The organism is Microbacterium trichothecenolyticum (assembly GCF_041938625.1).
Lineage (GTDB): Bacteria > Actinomycetota > Actinomycetes > Actinomycetales > Microbacteriaceae > Microbacterium > Microbacterium trichothecenolyticum_D.
Genome location: NZ_CP169427.1, coordinates 4507531 through 4527408, shown reverse-complemented (window position 1 = coordinate 4527408; position 19878 = coordinate 4507531). Strand labels below are relative to the sequence as shown.

Below are 19878 nucleotides of genomic sequence, written 5' to 3'. Positions count from 1 at the left end.
TCCCGTGACGGTATGCGTGTGCAGAGGGAGGGCATCGCGGGGACGGGACAACGCCAGGAGGCGCACGGTGGTCGGGTGCCGCCGCCCGGGGCTCCACTTCCAGTCGGTTCTCGGGGACGGCCTCAATGTCGGAGGTATGTTCTAACCTCGAGCCATGGAAACAACACCGCTCGACGGCATCGCAGAAGCGCTGCGCGCGCTGGCGACCGCGGGCGGTGATCGCCCCGCCTCAGCCTTGACTCCGGGCGAGCTGGTGGCGGTCAACCAAGCGTTCGGTGCGCTTAAGCGCCATGTCGACGCCGCGTTCGCCCCCGTCGCGGCCGAGATCTCACGGCAGTCGCGGCGCGAGCTCGGCAAGGACTCGCTTGCCAAGAAGCAGGGATTCGCCTCGCCGGCGGTGCTGATCTCGACCACCACGGGCTCCAGTGTCGGTGAGGCGGTGCGCATCGTGCAGGTCGGTGAGGCGACCGCGCCGCGGGTTTCGCTCACCGGCGAGGCCCTGCCGGCGAAGCATCCGCATGTCGCCGAGGCGATGATGGGCGGCCGGATCGGCATGACGGCAGCCGCGGCGATCATCACCCTGCTCGACCGTCTGGCGGTGCGCGTCGATGCGGTCCGGCTCGACGACGCCGAGCGGCAGCTCGTGAGACTCGCACCTGGCCTGCGTTCCGACGAGCTCGGCAAGCTCCTGGTCCGCGCCGAGGCGCACCTCGATCCCGACGGCGTCGAGCCGCGGCACGAGCAGCTCGTCTCTGAGCGGACCCTCCAGATTCAGGAGCGAGACGGGATGCTGGTGATCTCCGGCAAGCTCGACCCTGAGACCGGCGCGCCGGTCAAGGCGGCGCTCGACGCCTACGTCGGCGCCGCGCTGCGTCGCAACGAGCACACTGAAGAGGCCGAGCGCGACCCGCGCTCGGTGCGGCAGATGCAAGCCGACGCACTCGCCGACATCTGCCGTCATGTGACCGGGTGCGACCAGGTGCCGACCGGTGTCACCGCCACCGTTGTCGTGCGGATGGATCTCGCCGATCTGGAGGCGGGCACGGGCGTCGCGACGATCGATGGCATCGCCCAGCCGATCCCGGCGTCAGCGGTGCGCCGCCTGGCGGCGGACGCGCAGATCATCCCGTGCGTGCTCGGGGGCGACAGCGAGATCCTCGACTGGGGGCGGGCGAAGCGTCTGTTCACCCCGGCGCAGAAGCTCGCACTGGGCGAACGCGACGGCGGATGCGTCGGTTGCGGAGCGCCACCGGCCTGGTGCCACGGGCACCACCTCGAGTGGTGGGATCGCGACGGCGGACGCACCGACCTCGACAATGGCGTCTTGCTCTGCACCGGGTGCCACCATCGGCTCCACTCGGACGGTTGGGAGATCAGGGTCGACGGACCGGGCGTCGGCGCGAGGGTTTGGCTGATCCCGCCACCATGGATCGACGCGAAACGCACTCCCCGCCTCGCCGGAAGATTCCGCTACACGTTGGCCGCCTGATCGCCGGGATGCGGCATGTCCGGCGCGGGTGGGACTCGGCGGGTCGCAGCATCCGTCCGTGCTAGACTGACTCTTTGTCTGCGCGCCTCCAGCACGCAGTACGTATCCCACACCAGATCGCAGGCCTTCATCGGCCGGGTCGGGCGCGGGGTGCAGACAAGGGATCTTGGGTGGGGCCGTCCGGCCTCACGGTACTAAGGAGACATCACTATGGCAGCAGTGTGCCAGGTGACTGGAGCAGTTCCCGGCTTCGGTCACAACATCTCGCACTCGCACCGCCGGACGAAGCGCCGCTTCGACCCGAACGTGCAGAAGAAGACCTACTTCGTTCCGTCGCTGGGTCGCAGCATCAAGCTCAACGTCTCGGCCAAGGGCATCAAGGTCATCGACGCTCGCGGCATCGAGGCGGTCGTTCGTGACCTCCAGGCGAAGGGTGTGAAGCTCTAATGGCCAAGAAGGCACAGGACGTCCGTCCGATCATCAAGCTGCGTTCGACCGCGGGCACGGGTTACACCTACGTCACGCGCAAGAACCGCCGCAACAACCCCGACCGCATCGTGCTCAAGAAGTACGACCCGGTCATCCGCAAGCACGTCGATTTCCGAGAGGAGCGTTGATCCATGGCTAAGAAGAGCAAGATCGCGCGCAACAAGCAGCGCCAGGAGGTCGTCGACCGCTACGCCGCCAAGCGCCTTGAGCTGAAGAAGGCGCTCGTTTCGCCGACGTCGACCGACGAGGAGCGCGAGGCCGCTCGCGTGGGCCTGCAGAAGCTGCCCCGCAACGCGTCGCCGGTCCGCCTGCGCTCGCGCGACGTCATCGACGGCCGTCCCCGCGGTGTCCTCACGAAGTTCGGCATCTCGCGTGTCCGCTTCCGTGACATGGCGCACCGTGGCGAGCTGCCCGGCGTGACCAAGTCGAGCTGGTAAGCACCCGCTTCACAGAAGGCCCGGAGTTCCTCGGAACTCCGGGCCTTCTGCTTTCATTCGACATCCGACGGTGTGGTGTGTATCGTTACAAATCGCCTGACCCGACGTTTCGAAGGAGAACACCCGTGCCCGACCTCCACGCCCGCGCCGTCGTCGACCTGGACGTCCCCGGTCCGGTCATCAGCCGCCACCTCTACGGCCACTTCGCCGAGCACCTGGGGCGCTGCATCTACGGCGGCTTCTACGTCGGCGAGGACTCGTCGACCCCGCATGAGCGCGGCATCCGGCTCGACGTGGTCGAGGCACTGAAGGGCATCGGCATCCCGAACCTGCGCTGGCCGGGCGGCTGCTTCGCCGACGAGTACCACTGGCGCGACGGGATCGGCCCGAAGGAGTCGCGGCCGCGAATGGTCAACACCCACTGGGGCGACGTCGTCGAGAACAACCACTTCGGCACGCACGAATTCATGGACCTGTGCGAGATGCTCGGCGCCGACGCGTACGTCAGCGGCAATGTCGGCAGCGGCAGCGTGCAGGAGATGAGCGACTGGGTCGAGTACCTCACGCGCGACGGCGACAGCCCTATGGCGAGCCTGCGTCGCGAGAACGGGCGCGACGAGCCGTGGAAGGTCCCGTTCTGGGGCATCGGCAACGAGGCCTGGGGCTGCGGCGGCAACTTCACCGCCCCGCAGTTCGCCGCCGAGGCGCGCCGCTACGCGACCTTCTGCCGGGACCACGGCGACAACAAGCTCTACCGCATCGCCGCCGGCGCGTCCGATGACGACGTGACGTGGACGACGGCGCTCATGGAGGCGCTCAACTGCCTCGGCTGCCAGCACGACCCGAAGAACATCTTCCAGGCGATCTCGTTCCACTACTACACGGTCGCCGGCACGTGGGAGCACAAGGGCAGCGCCACGTCGTTCTCCACCGAGGACTACTACGCGACGATGTCGAAGGCGCAGGACATCGAACGCGTCATCAGCGCACACGCCCGGATCATGGACGCGTACGACCCCGGCAAGAAGGTCGGGCTCGTGCTCGACGAGTGGGGCACGTGGTGGGATGTCGAGGAGGGCACCAACCCCGGATTCCTGTACCAGCAGAACACCGTGCGTGACGCGCTCGTGGCCGCCGTCCACTTCGACGCGTTCCACCGCAACGCCGACCGTCTCGTGATGGCGAACATCGCGCAGACCGTGAACGTGCTGCAGGCGATGCTGCTGACGGATGCCGAGACCGGCGCCCTCGTGCTCACGCCGACGTACCACGTCTTCGAGATGAACCGCGGCCACCACGATGCGACGTCGCTCGCCGTCCACGTCCTCGAGGCCCCCGACGCCCGCGAGGCGGACGGCCGATCGCTGCAGGTGGTGTCGGCGTCGGCCAGCACGACCGGTTCGACGGCGCTGCTGTCGCTGAGCAACCTCGACGCCGAGGCATCCCTCACCATCGACGTCGACTTGCGCGGCAGGGCCGTGTCGTCCGCGACCGCCCGGGTCCTCACCGGCGACTCCGCCGCCGCGCACAACACGGCCGAGGCGCCCGATTCCGTCGCCCCGGTTGCGCTGGAGACCGAGCTCACCGACGGCACGCTGCGCGTGACCCTGCCGGCGCACTCGTTCGCGACGGTCGCGCTGCAGCTGGCCTGACGGCCGACCTGGGACGGCCGAGGGATAGAGTTCGGCAATGGCCACCCTGCGAGACGTCGCCAAAGCTGCCGGCGTCTCGCCGATGACGGTGTCGAACGTGCTCAACAACCACCCGCATGTGCGCGCGGAGACGCGTGAGCGGGTGCTCAAGGCGATCCACGACCTCGGTTACCGGGTCAACGTCGCCGCCCGCAACCTCCGGGCGGGGCGCACCAACACGATCGGGTTCGCCGTGCCCGAGGTCGAGTCGCCTTACTTCGGGCAGCTGGCGTCGCGGATCATCGCGAAGGCGCATGATGCGGGCTATCGCGTCGCGATCGAGCGCACCGGGGCGTCGCGCGAGAACGAGCTCTCGGCGATCGCGTCGTCACGCACGCGGATGTACGACGGCCTGATCCTGTCGGCGGTCGGTCTCGGACCCGCCGACCGCGAACTGCTCGACACCGACATGCCCATGGTGATCCTCGGCGAGAGCATGTTCGGCGCGCCGGTGGATCACATCGCGCTCCCGAACGAGGAGGGCACCTACGCCGCGACGACGCACCTGATCGAGAGGGGATGCCGCCGGATCGCCATCGTGCAGGGCGGCGACCCGGACCGGCTCAGCGTGACATCCCTCCGGCACGCAGGGTACCGGCGGGCGCTGGCCGATCACGGGATGGACCTCGATCCATCGCTCGTCGCCGAACGCCATCATCTGAGCCTGGAGGACGGGCGAACCGCCGCGCACCAGCTCGTCGACGCCGGCGCCGGACTGGACGCAGTGGTGTGCATCACCGACACCGTCGCGCTCGGCGTGATGCGAGGACTCGCCGACCGCGGGATCTCCGTACCCGACCAGGTGCGTGTCGTCGGCTTCGACGACATCCTCGAGGCCCGGTACAGCGTGCCGAGCCTCACCACGATCAACCCCGATCACGAGGAGGTCGCCCGGCTCGCGGTCGAACTGCTGCTCGCACGGCTGACGGATGCCCCGGACTGGCAGCCCAGGGATCACGTCACCGGGTTCCGCGTGGTCGCGCGCGAGTCGACGGCCTGACCGCATCGAGGTGTCGTCCGGACGCACGGCCGGGACGTCACGTCACGACAGGACGTGACCGTGGCTCCCTGCGGCCGCCCGCAAGACGTCATCCGTCGACTCGCCGGTGATGTGCGGATACTGGTCGGTGAGCACGCGCGCGAGCTCGTCGAGCACGTGCGAGAGCAGGGTGCCGGCGGCGCGCACATCGGGGTCGCTCGCCCTGAGCGCCGCATCTCGCAGCTCGATCGCGTAGCCGCTGGCGCGTGCGGCTGAGAGCCGCTCGTCATGCTCGGTGAAGTAGAAGATCTCGGTGTTCTGCACGAGGTCGGCGGTCAACTCCGCGAAAGCGCGCGTGATGGACGCGATGACGGATGCTGCGAACCCCGGTGACACCGTCGGCGGCAGGGTGCTGAGCCCCGACGTGTGCAGGCTCGTCAGTTCTACCGCGAGCGCGCGGCGCCGCGCCAGCGCCGGGTACACCTGCATGAACCAGGACACCGATGCCGACAGCAGCGCGAAGCCCGTGAGCGCCTCCAGAGGCGACAGCAGGCGGATCAGCGGTTCGGCCGGCACCACATCGCCGAGGCCGAGCGTCGTCAGGGCGACGAGCGAGTAGGTCAGCGACTCGAGGAACGGGTTGTAGTCGGCGGGGTCCACGCCGCTGTACGAGAAGCCGGCGGGGATGTGGGGCAGGTAGACGAGCGCCCAGCCGAGAGTCACCAGCACGATCCAGACGGCGATGGTGGCGAGGATCGTGAGCGGTCCGCCGGCGGTGAGCCGGCGGCGTCGTCGAGACAGCGACCAGGTCGCCCGGAACACGAGCGTCGTCAGCCGCCCCGTCGACGCCGGGCGCAGCAGCGTGTGGAACACGTCGTTCAGGGCGATGGCGATCAGGATGACGCCGGCGATGGTGCTGACCACGGCCATGGCTTCACACTATGCGCCCGCCGCCCGGATCGGACAGGTCGTCGCCGGAACCCCGGATTCCATCGTCTGTCAACCGATGCGCGAGCGGGCAGCCGCGGGCGGGAGGATGGAACCATGCCGCTGGACCCGTTCTTCGAAGAGCGCCTGCGAGTGCACCGCAGGTACATGTTCGATCAGGCGATGAGCACCGTGCGGACCCGCCTCACCGCTCTGTGGCCGTTCAGCCGCGGGCCGATCGTTCCGGCGGCGGCGCCGGTCGCCGACGCGAAGCCGGCGAAGAAGGGGAAGACCGCTCCGGCGCTCGGCCCGCATGCCCGGGCCCGCGCGCGGCACCGTCGCGCTGCCCTCGCGTGGGACCGCACCGAGTTGAGCACCGTCGGCACCCCGGGACCCGAGGTGCGCATCACCGAGCATCAGGTCCCCGTGACCGGCCATCCCGCCGTGCGTGTGCGCATCTACCATCCGTCGGTCGTCGGCGATGCGCCGGTGCCCGCCGTGCTGGCCTTCTTCGGCGGGGCCTTCCGCATCGGGGGCATCGATTTTCCGACAACGGATGCTGCGTACCGCCGCCGCTGCGTCGACGCCCACGTCGCGATCGCCGCCGTCGACTACGCGCTCGCGCCCGAGCACCGCTACCCGGTGCAGGTCGAGCAGGGCTACGCGGCGCTGGACTGGCTGTTCGCTTCGGCCGGCGAGGTCGGCGTGGACCCGAGCCGCATCGGGGTGCTCGGCATCTCGGCGGGCGGATGCCTCGCCGCCGCGGTCACCCTCGCCAACCGCGACCGCGCACAGCACCCGCTGGGCGTGCAGGTGCTCGAGGTGCCCGTCGTCGACCTGACGGGCGCCCATATGGACCTCGGTGCGATGCGCGCGCTGCGCATCCCGCGGTTCCTCACGACGCGGGAGCTGCGCTCGGTGGCCCGGACCTACCTCGCCCGTCCGGCCGATGCCCGGGACGCGTACGCGTCGCCGTTGCGCGCCGCGTCGCACGAAGGCCTGCCACCCGCGGTGATCCTCACCGCCGAGTACGACCCGCTGCGCGGCGACGGCGACGCCTACGGAGCGGCGCTGCGGCGGGCCGGTGTCGACGCGAGCGTCGTCCGCTATCAGGGCGTGACCCACGACACCCCGATCTTCACGGGCGCGCTGCCTGCCGCCCGCCGCTGGCACGACGACGTGGTCGCCGCGTTGAGGCGGCTGCACGCCTGAGGCAGGGGGAAGGCCCGGGGTTCTGCGAACCCCGGGCCTCTGCGTCCCACCGCGGACACCGGCCGGGACACCACCCGACCGCCGAACCACCAGACGTGACTGGGAGTTCGACGACCGGGTGGTGTCGGCGCGGCGCGGGGGCGCAGCATCCGTCTACTGTGCGGCCTCCGTCTCGCGCACCTGGTGGGTGGTGGCCCACTGGAGGGCGTAGTCGGCGATCTCCTCCCAGCCGTCCTGGCTCACCAGGCGGTGGGTGCGACCGGCGTACTCCTTGTACTCGACGACGGCGGGGCTGCCCGAGGCCTGGTACTTCTTCACGAGGGCCTTGCCGATGGCCGGCGGCACGACGTGGTCGATCTCGCCGGTGATGATGAGCAGCGGTGCGCGGTCGGTGCGGCCGTAGTCGACGTGCGTGACGCCGCCCTTCTCGTTGAGCACCGACGAGACCCCCTCGAAGAAGACCCGGTTGTACGAGTTGACCGCGTACTCCTCCCAGAGCTCGTCGGAGGCTGAGCGAGGAAGATCGTTGCCGAACGTGAAGTGGAAGTGGCGCTTCGAGAGCGGCTTGGCGCCGTTGATGCCGAACGGGTTCGACAGGATGGGGGTGCCGGTCCACAGAGTGGAGAGCGGCAGCGTGGTGACGCCGGCGGTCTGTCCAGGTGCGACGCCGACGTACGCGACGCCGAGGCCGCGGTCCGCGAGCATCTGGGTGAGGACTCCCCCGAAGGAGTGGCCGATGATGATCGGCTTCTCGGGGAGCTCGCGGATGATCCGCTCGTAGTTGTCGGCGATCTGCTTCAGGCCGATGCCCTTGAGTGCCTCGGGGTTGCTCCGGATGTCTTCGACCGTGCGGTCGTCGATGCCGGGCCAGCCGGGGACGATGACCTGGTGGCCGGCGGCGCGGAAGCGCTCGGCCCAGGTGTCCCAGCTCTTGGGGGTCATCCAGAGGCCGTGGATGAGGACGATGGGGGTCTTGGTCGTGGTGTTCATTTCCTGCTCCTTGTGTGGTCCTGCGGTGGTTTCGGTCGGGGTCTCAGGTTCCGGATCCTGGTGTGTCTCCGGCTGATGCATCCGATGGTAGACCGAACGTTCTATCTAGGCAAGACTATTCCTCAGATTCACGAAAAAAATCTGAACAGGCAAGATGGAGGGACCATGGGCAACGCATCACCCGCTCGGCAGCGTCTGCTCGACGCCGCGACGCAGCTCTTCTACAACGAGGGCATCCACTCGGTGGGGGTCGACCGCATCATCGAGGAGGCCGGCGTCACCCGGGCCACGATGTACAAGCAGTTCGCGGGCAAGGAGGGCCTCGTGCTCGCCTACCTCGAGGGCGAGGACCAGGGCCTGCGGGCGCTGTTCGCGCAGGCGTCGCAGGTCTCGAACGACCCCGACGTGCTGCTCGACCTCGTGGTCGCGGGCATCGAGCAGGACATCCGCGATCGTCACACCCGCGGCTGCCCGTTCATCAACGCGGCGGCCGAGTATCCCGACGAAGGGCCGGTGCGCGCGCTCATCGCCGATCACCGCGAGTGGTTCCGCGAGACCCTGCGGCACCTGGCCGACGCAGCGGGGCTGCGCGATCCCGAGGGGGTCGCAGCATCCCTCGTCCTGCTGCGCGATGCGGCGCTCGTCGGCGGCTATCTCGACGGCCAGGACAGGGTCGGCCCGGCGTTCGCCCGCACCACTCGCGACCTCATCGCCGCGCACAAGGCCTGAACGCTGTCGGCGAAATCGGGGCTCAGGAGTCACTTCCGTCACTCCTTTCACACGACACGCGGCCGTAATCGGCAGAAATCCGCAGAAATACGCGGTTCTGTCGGCCGGGTCAGGTACATTCGGGACCGGTCGATAGGACCAGCCGGGGGGCGCAGCCATCCGGTCCGAGCAATGACAAGACGGCACTCGTCGTCTTTGGAGGACATACCAAATGGCCGACAAGACCATCACCAAGACCGAGCTCGTCGCGAGCATCGCGAGCGCGACCGGCCAGAGCCAGTCCGCCGTCTCTGGCGTGCTCGACTCCCTCTTCTCCACCGTCTCCGACGCGGTCGCCGCCGGCAGCAAGGTCTCGATCCCGGGCTGGATCGCCTTCGAGCAGGTCGCCACCTCGGCTCGCACGGGCCGCAACCCGCAGACCGGCGAGGAGATCAAGATCCCCGCGGGCAAGCGCGTCAAGGTCACCGCCGGCTCGAAGCTGAAGGCCGCCGTCAAGTAATTCCGACGCAGACCTCCGGAGAGGGGATGCCGCACTTCGCGGCATCCCCTCTCCGCTGTTCCGGGCGGGAAGCCGCACAGGTACCGCAACGTAGGCTGGAGGGATGAACCCCCGCGCCCTGCGGGCCGTCGGGCCCGTGCTCCTCGTCATGGCCGCGCTGGCGGTCATGGTGTGGGCGCTGGCGTTCGGGGGCGGCGCCGCGCCGCTCGCGATCGCCGACCCGGGGCCGTTCGCCCGCTGGGGTCTGCCGACCGCCAAGCTCTTCGTCAACCTCGCCGCCGCCGGCATGGTCGGCGTGCTGGTGACGGCCCTCTTCACCCTCCGTGCGGGCGATCGCGAATTCGACGTCGCCCTCGACACTGCATCGATCTCGGCCGCCGTCTTCACGATGGCGGCGGCCGCCACCGGATTCCTCACGTTCGTCGACGCCTTCAACCCGGTGCTCAGCATCGGTCCGGAGTTCGGGGCCCAGCTCGGGCGCTTCATCGTCGAGACCGAGGTCGGCCGCACGTGGCTCATCACCACGATCGCCGGCGCCGCACTCACCGTGCTCACCTTCGCCGTGCGCTCGTGGACCGCGACCTTCTTCGTCGCGCTCCTGGCCGCAGCATCCCTCGTCCCGATGGGAACCCAGGGCCACTCCGGCGAGGAGGCGTTCCACCACGAGGCGATGACCGCGCTGATCCTGCACATCATCGCCGCCGCGGTGTGGCTGGGCGGGCTGCTGCTCATCGTCATCGTGCGGCCGCTGCAGTCCCACGGCGACAACGTCGCCACCGTCGCGCGCTACTCGAGCATCGCGCTCGCCGCGTTCGTCGTCGTGGCCGTGTCGGGCACCGTGCGCGCGGCGATCGGCCTGCAGGACTGGTCGGCGCTCATCTCGCCGTACGGAGCGATCCTCGGTGTGAAGATCCTGGCGCTCGTCGCGCTCGGCCTGTTCGGCGCCTGGTACCGTACCCGCCTCATCGGCAAGATGCGGATCCAGGATGCTGCGACCCGCGCCTTCTGGACCCTCATCGCCTTCGAGCTCGTGATGATGGGGGTCGCAAGCGGTGCGGCGGCAGCCCTCGCGCGCACGCCCCCGCCGGTCGCGCCGCTGATCCCGCAGACGCCGACACCGGCCGAGCGCCTCACCGGCGCGCCGCTGCCGCCGGAGCTTACGATCGACCGCTGGTTCACGGCGTGGAACATCGACCTGCTGTGGGCCGTCATCGCCGGCTTCGCGATCTTCTTCTACCTCGTGGGCGTGTGGCGTCTGCGCCGCCGCGGCGACGCGTGGCCGGTGTACCGCACGATCATGTGGGTCGTCGGCTGGCTGCTGCTCGTCTGGGTCACCGGCGGTGTGATCAACGTCTACCAGGACTACCTCTTCAGCATGCACATGGTCGGGCACATGCTCCTGACCATGGCGATCCCGCTGCTGCTCGTGCCGGGCGCGCCCATCACGCTCGCCGCGCGCGCGATCCACAAGCGCGACGACGGCACCCGCGGCGGCCGCGAATGGCTGCTCTGGGTCGTGCACTCGCCGGTGGCGCGCATCCTCACGAACCCGTTCGTCGCGGCCGGCCTCTTCATCGGCTCGCTCTGGGTCTTCTACTACACCGACCTGTTCCGCTGGTCGCTGTACGACCACCTCGGACACGAGTGGATGATCGCGCACTTCCTCATCACGGGGTACCTCTTCGTGATGAGCCTCATCGGCATCGACCCCGTGCCCTACCGCCTGCCGTACCCCGGGCGGCTCCTCCTCCTCATCGGCGTCATGGCGATGCACGCGTTCTTCGGCATCGCGATCATGATGCAGGAGGGCCTCATGATCGCCGAGTGGTTCGGCTCGATGGGCCGCACCTGGGGTGCGACTCCCCTCGAGGACCAGTACACCGGCGGCGGCATCGCCTGGTCGATCGGCGAGATCCCGACGCTCATCCTCGCGATCACGGTGGCGATCCAGTGGAGCCGCAGCGACGATCGCGAGACCAAGCGCCGCGACCGCCACGCCGACCGCACCGGCGACGCCGAGCTCGAGGCGTACAACGCCCGCCTGGCCGCCCTCGCCGAGCGCGACGCGCGCACCGGCGGCTGAGACCTACCCTTTCGCGGCTCCGGAGGCATCGTCACCCGGGTCGCGGCGAGGGCTTTCGGGCGCAGCATCCCATCTCGTCCCCCCGATGTCGCTGCGCAGCGTGCCCGTGACCGCGTCGACAGCCGCGCCGACGGTCGGGGCGAAACGGTCGGGCGTGAACCGGTCGGTGAGTCCGTAGCGGGCGAGGGAGTCGACGACCGGCGACTTCATCTCGGCGATGATGAGCCGGATGCCGCGTGCCTCGAGATACTCGTCGAGCTCGAGGAGCTCCTCTGCCGCGGTCGTGTCGATGTCGGTGATGGGCTCGGCGGCGAGGATGACGGTCTTCACGTCGGGGCCGGCGGCACGGACCCGCGAGCGCACCCAGTCGTCGAAGATCGCTCCGTTCGCGAAGAACAGCGGGGCGTCGAACCGCACGATGACGACCCCCGGCACCCGCTCCCCCTCGGGATTGCGCGAGAGGTCGTGATAGCCGCGCAGACCCTCGACGAGACCGAGCTCGGCCTTGTACGGCCGCCACGAGCGGTTGACGAACGCGATGAACGACAGGCCGATCGTGATCGCGATGCCCTGGAGCACGCCGAACACGAGCACGCCGAGGAAGGCGGCAGCCGAGAGCACGGCGTCGACGGCGTTGATGCGCACCAGCCGGAGGAACCCGCGGGCGTCGATGAAGCTGATCACAGCGCTGATGACGACGGCGGCGAGGGTCGCCGACGGGAGGAAGCGCGTGAGATCGGGGAGCACGAGGATGAACACGATGAGCAGGACTGCGCCGACCACGCCGGTCAGCTGCGTGCGGGAGCCGGCCTGCTCGGCGACCGGTGTGCGCGACGACGACCCCGAGATGGGGAAGCCGCCGAGCGCGCCGCCGGCGATGTTCGACAGGCCCAGCGCTGCCATCTCCTGGCTGCCGCTGACGCTCTCGCCACGACGGGCGGCGAGGGTGCGGGACAGCACCGCGGTGTCGGTGAACGCGATGAGGGCGATGCCGGCGGCCGGGAGCGCGAGGGCGGCGACATCCGTCCATTCCAGTCCGCCGAGTGCGGGCGCCGGGAGTCCCTGCGGGAGGGCGCCGACGACGGGGATCGCGGTCTCGAGACCCAGGATCGCGACGAGCACCATCGACAGCACCACCACGACCAGCGTGCCGGGTATGCGCACACGTGTGGGGAGGGCGCGGAGCACATAGATCACGACGAGCGACCCGACGCCGAAGGCGGTCGCGATGGGGTCGAGCTCTCCCGCCGCGATCGCCTCGACGAGGCCGACGGCGCCCTGCCACAGCGTCGGCGCGTCGACCGAGAACCCCAGCAGCTTCGGCAGCTGCGACAGGATGACGATGACCGCGATCGCGTTGAGGTAGCCGAGGCGGATCGGCTTCGACAGCAGGTCGGTGACGAAGCCCAGGCGCACGAGCCCGCCGACCAGGAGGAGGGCGCCGACCATGATCGCGAGCAGCCCCGCGAGTGCGACGGCCTGCGCCTCGTCGCCCAGTGCGAGGGGCAGGATCGCCGCCGCGATGATGGGGGCGAGCGACGAATCCGGCCCGAGCACGAGAATGCGGGAGGGACCGAAGATCGCGTAGACGAGCAGCGGCACGATCGTGGCGTAGAGGCCGGTGACCGGCGGCAGGCCCGCGACCTCGGCGTAGCCCATGCCCGCGGGGATCAGCAGCGCGGTCACGACGAGGCCCGCCCGCACGTCGGGCCACAACCACGCGCGCTTGTAGTCGCGTGCGACCCCGACCGCGGGAATCCAGCGCGCGATGCCTTCCATCGACCTCATCATCGACCCCGGCACCCATCTTGGCGGAAGGGCACGTCCGCGGGGTGCAGACCCTGTGCGCGATCCCTGCGGGTCGGCGCTCGGCGTCAGGTCGTGTCGGGTCCGGTCACCACGATCGTCGCGGTGCCGTCGGGGCGCACGGTGATCGTGCCCTTGACGATGAAGGGGACGTCCTCGCTGACCGCGCGCACGCGGCCGTCGAAGAGGGAGCGGATGCCGACCTCGATGTGGGCGACGGCGTCGGCGGCGAGGATCGACCAGCCGTCGCCGTCGGGCTCCACCGCGACCGTCGGCTGCTGCGTGATCGACCACTTCGGGAGCGACGTGATGCGGTCTTCGACGAAGTAGCCGAACGGGCACGCGGTCGGCTGCAGCACCTCCTGCGTGGCGCAGGACGTGAGGAACTCCTCGACTTTCTCCTGCACGACGCCGAGGAACTTCTCGGTGGGCTGGGCCACCACGTTCACCGGGATCGCCCGGAACGGGCTGTCGGAGAGCACGGCCACGCCCGGGGTGCTCGAGATCGCGGTGTCGACCGACACCGAATACACGCCGGGCGAGAAGACGAGGAGCGAGACGGGGGCGGCGGGGTCGGCGTCCGCCCCGTCGGGCGAGACCTGGCGCTTGTCGATCTCGAACCCGTTCACGTCGAAGACCATCGAGCCGGTGACGCCGAGGTTCATGACGGCGAGCGGGCTCTTCGCGAACCGCCACGTCGGCGCGAGGCCGATGGCGCCGTCCGGCTCGACCGCGAACGTCGTGCGCCCGTCGTGGCCGCGTGCCGTGTACTCGATCGTGACGTGCGTGACGTCGCCGTCCTGCTCCTCGGAGACGACATGCGCGTCGCGGATCGGGGCGAGGGCGGAGCTGCGCAGCAGCGCCTCGGACGCCGTCGGCGGGAGGCCCGCCTGTTCGAGCTCGGCGGAGCTCACCGCGACGCCGGGCACCGCGAGCGCATCGGCCGCCCGCCCCTCGGCGAGCAGCTGCACGTACCGTTCGACGAACGCCTTCGGGCTGTAGAACTCCCGCTGGATCACTCCCCAGGCCGCGAACGCGGCGCCCACGAGAAGGACGCCGACGACGCCGAGCAGCGTGAGATCGAGCGCGAGACGGCGGCGCGTGCGCCCCTTGGCGGGGGGCTGGATGACGTCGCGCTCCGGGGTCGCCGGAGCAGCCGGCGGCGCACTCGCGCGGCCGGGCGACGTGTCCATCACCCCCTGGTCCACGCGCCCAGTCTAGGAAAGCGTGGCCGGGAGGCCCCTGTGGACCGCAATCTTTGGACGTGGAGTCTCTTCCGGTTGGCACGCACTCCACGCGGGCCCCTCAGGGCATGATCGCGTCGCGCACCGCGCTCGCGCCGGCGAGCTGGCCGGAGGCGATCGCGGCGGCGAGCGACACCATCGGGCCCGGCACCGCCGCCACATGCGCCATGTCGCCGCCCGCGTAGACGCCCGGGACGGTCGTGCGGCCCATCGCGTCGATCTCCACCCCGCCGCTGGGAAGGACGCCGCAGCCGAGCTGCTCGGCGAACGGCGCACGCTGCGTGGCGGTGGCCGCGGTGAAGACGCCGGCGACGTGCTCGACCGACCCGTCGGCGAGCGAGAGCTCGAGCCCGCCGTCGATCTCGGTGACCAGCGCCACGTCGGCCGGTCGCGCGATGAAGGCGGAGGCGACGACGGGGCGCAGCATCCGTTCGATCATCCCGGCGTGCTCGCCGTCGATGAGGATGCCGACGCGGCGGCCGGCGAACTCGTGGCCGTGGCAGAACGGGCACTGCGCGACGAGGCGGCCCCACTGCTCGGCAAGACCGGGGACGGGTGGGAGCTCGTCGCGCATTCCGGTCGCGAGCACGAGTCGCGCGGCGCGCTCGACACCGGCGGGGGTGGTCACCCCGAACGCGCCGAGCTCGCCCGACACGGCGGTGACGGCCGTCGTGCGCACCTCGACCGTGTCGTACGCGGCGAGCTCTTCGCGCGCGATGCGGCGCAGCTCGGCGGGGCTGCGGCCGTCGTTGGTGAGGAGGTTGTGGGCGTGCTCGACCGTGGCGTTGCGGTACTCGCCGGAGTCGAGAAGGAGCACGGTTCGGTGCATGCGGCCGATGGTGAGCGCGGCCTGGAGGCCGGCGGGACCGCCGCCGATCACTATCACGTCGTACATGGGGATCCTCTCGTCGGGTTGCGTCTGCCTCGATCCTGTGACTTCATGTCGACATGAAGTCAAGTCTGCCGATCGGAGACGCCGCCGCCCGGTTCTCGCTGCCCACGAACGTGCTCCGGCATTGGGAGGAGATGGGGCTGCTGCGCCCCGCGCGCGACGGCGGCGGGCGCCGCCGCTACGGCGACGACGACCTGGTGCGCGTCGGCGTGATCGTGCGGAGCAAGAACGCCGGAATGAGCCTCGAGCAGATCGCCGTGCTGCTCGACGAACAGGCGCCCGAACGGCACCGCGTGCTCGAGGCGCACCTCGCCGACCTCGAACGCCGCATGGCCGACATGGAGCGCTCGCGACGCATGACCGAGCATGCCCTGCGCTGCCGCTCCCACGACATCACGACGTGCCCGCGGTTCCGGGCGATCATGGACGAGGTCGTGGCCGGCACCGGACTGTGGCGCGAGGCCGACGAACCGCCTGTGGACAGTGCGCGGGTGTCCACCGATCCCGGCGCACAGGGCCGGGAAGCAGCATCCGCTCGTTAACATGAGTCGGTGAACACTCCGCCTCTGTCTCCCGAGCAGGAGGCGCTGTTCCGGCTCATCGAAGACACCCGCGAGCACGTGTTCGTGACCGGGCGCGCGGGCACCGGCAAGTCGACGCTGCTGCAGCACCTCGCGTGGAACACGAACAAGCAGATCGCGGTGTGCGCGCCGACGGGGGTCGCTGCGCTCAATGTCGAGGGCCAGACGATCCACTCGCTCTTCAAGCTGCCGCTGGGCATCATCGGCTCGCACGACGAGGACCAGTCCGACGCGACCCGCAAGCTGCTCAACGCGATCGACACCCTCGTGATCGACGAGATCTCGATGGTCAACGCCGACCTCATGGACGCGATCGACCGGTCCCTGCGCAAGGCGCGCGGACGACGCGGCGAGCCGTTCGGCGGCACGCAGATCGTGATGTTCGGCGACCCGTACCAGCTCGCCCCCGTGCCGCCGCGCGGCGACGAGCTGCGGTACGTGCAGGACCACTACCGCTCGTTCTGGTTCTTCGACGCGAAGGTCTGGGTCGGCGAGACCGCGACCGACGGCATCCTCGACGTCGGGTCGTACGGGGCCGACCTCAACATCCGCGAGCTCGTCGACATCCACCGGCAGTCCGACCCGGCGTTCAAGGCGATGCTCAACGCGGTGCGCTACGGCCGGGTCACGGCCGACATCGCCGAGGTGCTGAACACGACCGGCGCCCGCACTCCCCCGGATCCGCTCGACGGCGAGCACCCCATCATCACGCTCGCGACCCGCAATGACATCGTCAACAACATCAACCGGCGCCACCTGGGCGAGCTGGTGGGGCGCGAGCAGACGGCGATGGCGGAGGTCAACGGCGATTTCGGACGAGGGGATGCCGCGTACCCGGCCGATCTCGAGCTCAAGCTGAAGGTCGGGGCCCAGGTGATGTTCCTGCGCAACGACACGGCTGCGTTCGGCGAACCGCCGCGATGGGTCAACGGCACGATCGGCACGGTCACCCGCATCGCGGGCGAGACCGTACGCGTGGACGTCGAGGGCGAGGAGTTCGACGTCGAGCCGTCGGTCTGGGAGAAGTACCGCTACTCGTACAACCCGGGCTCGAAGCAGCTGACCCGCGACATCGTCGCCGAGTTCACGCAGTTCCCGCTACGGCTCGCGTGGGCGGTCACGATCCACAAGTCGCAGGGCAAGACCTACGATCGGGCGATCATCGACCTCGGATCGGGCGCGTTCGCGCCGGGGCAGACGTACGTCGCGCTGTCACGGCTGACCTCGCTCGACGGGCTGTACCTGTCACGTCCGCTGCGGCCCCGCGACATCCAGGTCGATCCCGACGTGCGGCGGTTCATGGCGTCCGCGGTCCGCGGGACGCCGGTGGCCTGACACGCGGCGGGCGACGCGGGTCCGGCGACGCGGGTCCGGCGACGCGGGTCCGGCGACGTGCGTCAGGCGACGTGCGGGGCCTGGGCGGACTTGGCGGCGGCGAGGTCCTCGAAGAGCTCGGTGTTGAAGCGGTAGGCGAGCAGCACCTCGTCGATCACGCGCTCCTGCTCCGCGGCATCCCATGGGGCGGCGTCGAGCTGCTCGCGGTAGACGTCCTTGAAGGCCTTCGGGTCGGCGATGTCGTCGAAGAGGTAGAAGCCGATGCCGTTCGTCTCGAACCCGAAGCGGCGCGCCATCAGGCGGCCGATGAACTGGCCGCCGGAAAGATCGCCGAGGTAGCGCGTGTAGTGGTGGGCGACGAAGCCGCCCGCCCATGTCGCGCCGACCTCGTTGATGCGGTCGACGTAGCGGCGCGTGGTCGGCAGGGGCTCGATGCGGTCGCGCCAGTCCGGACCGACGAGGAACTCGAGATCGGCCTCGAGCGCGGGCAGCCGCGTGAGCTTGTCGGAGATGAACACGGCGGCGACCGGGTCGTTGCGCATCTGGCCGGCGGTGCGCTCGAGCGCCTCGTAGATGAACCAGTGCTGCACCACGAGTGCGACGTAGTCCTCGCGCGTGCCTTCCCCCTTCATGAGGTCGGCCATGAAGCCCGAATGCTCGCTCGAGGAGTGCGAGCTGCTGGAGCGCTCGCGCAGTGCGGCGGAGAACGGGATCGGGTCGCTCATACCTTCATGCTAACTGAAGATAAGGCGAACCTAACCCCCAATATTCTCATGCGTGCGGCCGGGGCGCGACTCCGAGCCGGCGGCACGCCTCGTCGTACAGCGCGACGATCTCGCGCCGCACCTCGCGGCGCTCCGTGATCGGGCCTGTCGGCCACGGCACCGCGATCTCGGCGGTCGTGCCGTCGTCGAGCGTCGCCTGCCAGACACCCTGATCCCCGTCGAACCCCGTCATCGTCGCCGCGGTGATCTCCGCATCGGCCACTCCCGCGCCCGCGGCGAACGCGCGCGAGATCAGAAGGTTGTCGCCGGCGTGGTCGCCGTTCATGTGGCCGAGCACGCCGGTCAGCGCGGCGTCGTCGAAGCGGCGCCCGCGGCCGGTCGAAGAAGAACTGGTCATGCCTTCACCCTACGGATCGCCGTTCAACGCAGGCGCCGATGGTGTGTTTGAATTCATTGCACGATCATCGGGGGGTGAGAATGCGGACCCGCTCCACACATCGACGCGCCATCGCGGTGCTCGCCGGTGCCATGACGTCCGCGCTGCTCCTCGCCGGGTGCTCGTTCGACGGCGATATCCAGCCCGATGTGCCCCCTCAGACGACGGCGGCTTTCGCCGATGAGACCGTGCAGCAGCTGACGGATGCCGTCACCCACGCGATGGGCGTCACCGGGTCGTCCGGCTCGATCGTGGGCGTCTGGGCGCCGTGGAGCGGCAGCTGGGTCGCAGGCCTCGGCACGCAGCGGCCCGACGGCGGTGGCGAGGTCACCGACGACCTGGTGTTCCGCGCCGGCAAGGTGACGCGCGCCATGACGTGCGACGTGCTCTTCGAGGCAGCCGCCGAGGGCAAGGTGGAGCTCGACGACAGCATCACCGAGTACGTCTCCGGGGTGCCGGACCTGAAGGACGTCACGCTCATCGAGCTCTGCGACGGCACGTCCGGCATCGGCTCGTACGCCGGCCAGCTCTACTCGTCGTGGCTCTCGAACCCCGACCGGGTGTGGGACCCGCGCTACCTGGCGAGCTTCGGCCTCGGCCAGCCGCGCACGAGCGACCCGGGCGCCGCATACCGCGACTCCGATGCCGGGTATGTGCTGCTCGGCCTCGCGCTGCAGCGCGCGACCGACCAGACCGCCGCCGACCTCATCCACAGCTACGTCGCCGACCCGCTGGGGCTCGACGCCACCGCGCTCGGTGAGCTGCCCTCCTCGGGTGTGCTCAAGGGCGGGCAGTCGGTCAACAACGCCGAGGGCGCGCTCGACTGCGCGCAGCCGCTCGATCTCACCACAGCCTCGTCGAGCAGCGGGTTCACCGACGCCGGCGTGATCACCGACATCCACGATCTCGGCCGCTACGTGCAGTCGCTGGCGTCGGGTGCGCTCGTCGAGGACGACGACCGGTTCAACGCGCCGGTCGCGGTCGCCGCCGACGCCCCGTCGTGGTACGCCGCGGACGGCGGCGCGCTGATCGCGGGCTCGCTCATCGGCCAGTACGGCAAGGTGCCGGGCTACATCACCGCCGCGTTCGCCGACCCCACGACCGGTCTGACCGTGGCGGTCGTGCTCAACAACTCGGCCGCCGACGCCGCCGTGGGCGAGTACCTCGCGTGGGAGCTCGCGGCGATCGCGTCGAAGACCCCTGCGACTGCCGGCGAGACGGCGCCGGCGGCGGGTCTTCCGTGGACCGCCGAGCAGTACCACGCCGCGATCGACACCCTCGCGGTCTGCACGCCTCCGGCAGCGGAGTGAACGCCGGGGCAGGATCCGGCGGCG

20 protein-coding genes are annotated in these 19878 nt (G+C 70.0%); 13 read left to right on the top strand and 7 right to left on the bottom strand.

The genetic code is table 11. The annotated features are described in order from the left end of the window. Window positions 1–154: 154 nt before the first annotated feature. From ACEYYH_RS20900 to ACEYYH_RS20875, 6 genes are all read left to right on the top strand, one after another. Window positions 155–1489 carry a DUF222 domain-containing protein gene (locus ACEYYH_RS20900; protein ID WP_374976199.1) on the top strand — a complete coding sequence of 445 codons (1335 nt, stop codon included), beginning with the start codon at window positions 155–157 and terminating at the stop codon, window positions 1487–1489. Between the two features lie 210 nt (window positions 1490–1699). Beyond that, window positions 1700–1936 (top strand): 50S ribosomal protein L28, encoded by a 237-nt coding sequence (gene rpmB / locus ACEYYH_RS20895; protein ID WP_116195225.1) that lies wholly within the window; start codon window positions 1700–1702, stop codon window positions 1934–1936. Next, window positions 1936–2106 carry a 50S ribosomal protein L33 gene (gene rpmG / locus ACEYYH_RS20890; protein WP_018173550.1) on the top strand — a complete coding sequence of 57 codons (171 nt, stop codon included), beginning with the start codon at window positions 1936–1938 and terminating at the stop codon, window positions 2104–2106. The genes rpmB and rpmG overlap by 1 nt, the downstream gene beginning before the upstream one ends. A 3-nt stretch (window positions 2107–2109) precedes the next feature. Then, complete coding sequence (rpsN, locus tag ACEYYH_RS20885; protein ID WP_018173549.1) at window positions 2110–2415, top strand: 30S ribosomal protein S14; 306 nt, start codon at window positions 2110–2112, stop codon at window positions 2413–2415. Between the two features lie 125 nt (window positions 2416–2540). Then, window positions 2541–4067 (top strand): alpha-N-arabinofuranosidase, encoded by a 1527-nt coding sequence (locus tag ACEYYH_RS20880; protein WP_374976198.1) that lies wholly within the window; start codon window positions 2541–2543, stop codon window positions 4065–4067. Window positions 4068–4104: 37 nt separating this feature from the next. After that, window positions 4105–5106, top strand: a complete 1002-nt coding sequence (locus ACEYYH_RS20875; protein WP_374976197.1) for a LacI family DNA-binding transcriptional regulator — start codon at window positions 4105–4107, stop codon at window positions 5104–5106. A 42-nt stretch (window positions 5107–5148) separates the two neighbouring features. Here the strand turns inward: ACEYYH_RS20875 and ACEYYH_RS20870 are convergent, their stop codons facing one another. Next, on the bottom strand, window positions 5149–6015 hold the full coding sequence (locus ACEYYH_RS20870; protein WP_374976196.1) for an ion channel: 867 nt from the start codon (window positions 6013–6015) through the stop codon (window positions 5149–5151). 114 nt (window positions 6016–6129) lie between these two features. On the opposite strand from ACEYYH_RS20870, the gene ACEYYH_RS20865 reads away from it, so the two are divergent. Next, the gene (locus ACEYYH_RS20865) at window positions 6130–7224 is read left to right on the top strand and encodes an alpha/beta hydrolase (protein WP_374976195.1); all 1095 of its coding nucleotides are present in this window, start codon (window positions 6130–6132) and stop codon (window positions 7222–7224) included. 153 nt (window positions 7225–7377) lie between these two features. On the opposite strand, the gene ACEYYH_RS20860 is transcribed toward ACEYYH_RS20865, so the two are convergent. Next, window positions 7378–8214, bottom strand: coding sequence for an alpha/beta hydrolase (locus tag ACEYYH_RS20860; RefSeq protein ID WP_374976194.1), 837 nt, complete (start codon window positions 8212–8214; stop codon window positions 7378–7380). Window positions 8215–8379: 165 nt separating this feature from the next. Between ACEYYH_RS20860 and ACEYYH_RS20855 the strand changes: the two genes are divergently transcribed. From ACEYYH_RS20855 to ACEYYH_RS20845, 3 genes are all read left to right on the top strand, one after another. Further along, window positions 8380–8943, top strand: coding sequence for a TetR/AcrR family transcriptional regulator (locus ACEYYH_RS20855; protein ID WP_374976193.1), 564 nt, complete (start codon window positions 8380–8382; stop codon window positions 8941–8943). 211 nt (window positions 8944–9154) lie between these two features. Continuing rightward, window positions 9155–9442, top strand: coding sequence for an HU family DNA-binding protein (locus ACEYYH_RS20850; RefSeq protein WP_045301792.1), 288 nt, complete (start codon window positions 9155–9157; stop codon window positions 9440–9442). Between the two features lie 103 nt (window positions 9443–9545). After that, window positions 9546–11525, top strand: coding sequence for a cytochrome c oxidase assembly protein (locus ACEYYH_RS20845; RefSeq protein ID WP_374976192.1), 1980 nt, complete (start codon window positions 9546–9548; stop codon window positions 11523–11525). A 3-nt stretch (window positions 11526–11528) separates the two neighbouring features. Here the strand turns inward: ACEYYH_RS20845 and ACEYYH_RS20840 are convergent, their stop codons facing one another. The 3 genes from ACEYYH_RS20840 to ACEYYH_RS20830 form a co-directional block, all read right to left on the bottom strand. Next, the gene (locus ACEYYH_RS20840) at window positions 11529–13304 is read right to left on the bottom strand and encodes a SulP family inorganic anion transporter (protein WP_374976191.1); all 1776 of its coding nucleotides are present in this window, start codon (window positions 13302–13304) and stop codon (window positions 11529–11531) included. Window positions 13305–13399: 95 nt separating this feature from the next. Next, a complete protein-coding gene (locus tag ACEYYH_RS20835; RefSeq protein WP_374978273.1) occupies window positions 13400–14524 on the bottom strand; it encodes a hypothetical protein in 1125 nt (374 codons plus the stop codon). Between the two features lie 112 nt (window positions 14525–14636). Continuing rightward, on the bottom strand, window positions 14637–15470 hold the full coding sequence (locus ACEYYH_RS20830) for an NAD(P)/FAD-dependent oxidoreductase (protein WP_374976190.1): 834 nt from the start codon (window positions 15468–15470) through the stop codon (window positions 14637–14639). Between the two features lie 53 nt (window positions 15471–15523). On the opposite strand from ACEYYH_RS20830, the gene ACEYYH_RS20825 reads away from it, so the two are divergent. Both ACEYYH_RS20825 and ACEYYH_RS20820 read left to right on the top strand, forming a co-directional pair. After that, window positions 15524–16009, top strand: a complete 486-nt coding sequence (locus ACEYYH_RS20825) for a MerR family transcriptional regulator (protein WP_374976189.1) — start codon at window positions 15524–15526, stop codon at window positions 16007–16009. Window positions 16010–16018: 9 nt separating this feature from the next. Next, window positions 16019–17383 (top strand): ATP-dependent RecD-like DNA helicase, encoded by a 1365-nt coding sequence (locus ACEYYH_RS20820; protein ID WP_374976188.1) that lies wholly within the window; start codon window positions 16019–16021, stop codon window positions 17381–17383. 62 nt (window positions 17384–17445) lie between these two features. On the opposite strand, the gene ACEYYH_RS20815 is transcribed toward ACEYYH_RS20820, so the two are convergent. Continuing rightward, window positions 17446–18108 carry a heme oxygenase (biliverdin-producing) gene (locus ACEYYH_RS20815; protein WP_374976187.1) on the bottom strand — a complete coding sequence of 221 codons (663 nt, stop codon included), beginning with the start codon at window positions 18106–18108 and terminating at the stop codon, window positions 17446–17448. 46 nt (window positions 18109–18154) lie between these two features. After that, window positions 18155–18505 (bottom strand): DUF2470 domain-containing protein, encoded by a 351-nt coding sequence (locus ACEYYH_RS20810; RefSeq protein ID WP_374976186.1) that lies wholly within the window; start codon window positions 18503–18505, stop codon window positions 18155–18157. An 80-nt stretch (window positions 18506–18585) separates the two neighbouring features. Here ACEYYH_RS20810 and ACEYYH_RS20805 point away from each other — a divergent pair, with 80 nt between their 5' ends. Further along, entirely contained in the window at window positions 18586–19854 is a 1269-nt protein-coding gene (locus ACEYYH_RS20805) for a serine hydrolase domain-containing protein (RefSeq protein ID WP_374978272.1), read from the top strand. The last annotated feature ends 24 nt before the right edge of the window (window positions 19855–19878 follow it).

What these genes read in the sequence shown, in the direction of transcription:
- ACEYYH_RS20900 (WP_374976199.1), top strand. Translation starts at nt 155, where the DNA reads ATGGAAACAACACCGCTCGACGGCATCGCAGAAGCGCTGCGCGCGCTG.
- rpmB (WP_116195225.1), top strand. Translation starts at nt 1,700, where the DNA reads ATGGCAGCAGTGTGCCAGGTGACTGGAGCAGTTCCCGGCTTCGGTCAC.
- rpmG (WP_018173550.1), top strand. Translation starts at nt 1,936, where the DNA reads ATGGCCAAGAAGGCACAGGACGTCCGTCCGATCATCAAGCTGCGTTCG.
- rpsN (WP_018173549.1), top strand. Translation starts at nt 2,110, where the DNA reads ATGGCTAAGAAGAGCAAGATCGCGCGCAACAAGCAGCGCCAGGAGGTC.
- ACEYYH_RS20875 (WP_374976197.1), top strand. Translation starts at nt 4,105, where the DNA reads ATGGCCACCCTGCGAGACGTCGCCAAAGCTGCCGGCGTCTCGCCGATG.
- ACEYYH_RS20870 (WP_374976196.1), bottom strand. Translation starts at nt 6,015, where the DNA reads ATGGCCGTGGTCAGCACCATCGCCGGCGTCATCCTGATCGCCATCGCC.
- ACEYYH_RS20865 (WP_374976195.1), top strand. Translation starts at nt 6,130, where the DNA reads ATGCCGCTGGACCCGTTCTTCGAAGAGCGCCTGCGAGTGCACCGCAGG.
- ACEYYH_RS20860 (WP_374976194.1), bottom strand. Translation starts at nt 8,214, where the DNA reads ATGAACACCACGACCAAGACCCCCATCGTCCTCATCCACGGCCTCTGG.
- ACEYYH_RS20855 (WP_374976193.1), top strand. Translation starts at nt 8,380, where the DNA reads ATGGGCAACGCATCACCCGCTCGGCAGCGTCTGCTCGACGCCGCGACG.
- ACEYYH_RS20850 (WP_045301792.1), top strand. Translation starts at nt 9,155, where the DNA reads ATGGCCGACAAGACCATCACCAAGACCGAGCTCGTCGCGAGCATCGCG.
- ACEYYH_RS20845 (WP_374976192.1), top strand. Translation starts at nt 9,546, where the DNA reads ATGAACCCCCGCGCCCTGCGGGCCGTCGGGCCCGTGCTCCTCGTCATG.
- ACEYYH_RS20840 (WP_374976191.1), bottom strand. Translation starts at nt 13,304, where the DNA reads ATGGAAGGCATCGCGCGCTGGATTCCCGCGGTCGGGGTCGCACGCGAC.
- ACEYYH_RS20835 (WP_374978273.1), bottom strand. Translation starts at nt 14,524, where the DNA reads ATGGACACGTCGCCCGGCCGCGCGAGTGCGCCGCCGGCTGCTCCGGCG.
- ACEYYH_RS20830 (WP_374976190.1), bottom strand. Translation starts at nt 15,470, where the DNA reads ATGTACGACGTGATAGTGATCGGCGGCGGTCCCGCCGGCCTCCAGGCC.
- ACEYYH_RS20825 (WP_374976189.1), top strand. Translation starts at nt 15,524, where the DNA reads ATGAAGTCAAGTCTGCCGATCGGAGACGCCGCCGCCCGGTTCTCGCTG.
- ACEYYH_RS20815 (WP_374976187.1), bottom strand. Translation starts at nt 18,108, where the DNA reads ATGAGCGACCCGATCCCGTTCTCCGCCGCACTGCGCGAGCGCTCCAGC.
- ACEYYH_RS20810 (WP_374976186.1), bottom strand. Translation starts at nt 18,505, where the DNA reads ATGACCAGTTCTTCTTCGACCGGCCGCGGGCGCCGCTTCGACGACGCC.
- ACEYYH_RS20805 (WP_374978272.1), top strand. Translation starts at nt 18,586, where the DNA reads ATGCGGACCCGCTCCACACATCGACGCGCCATCGCGGTGCTCGCCGGT.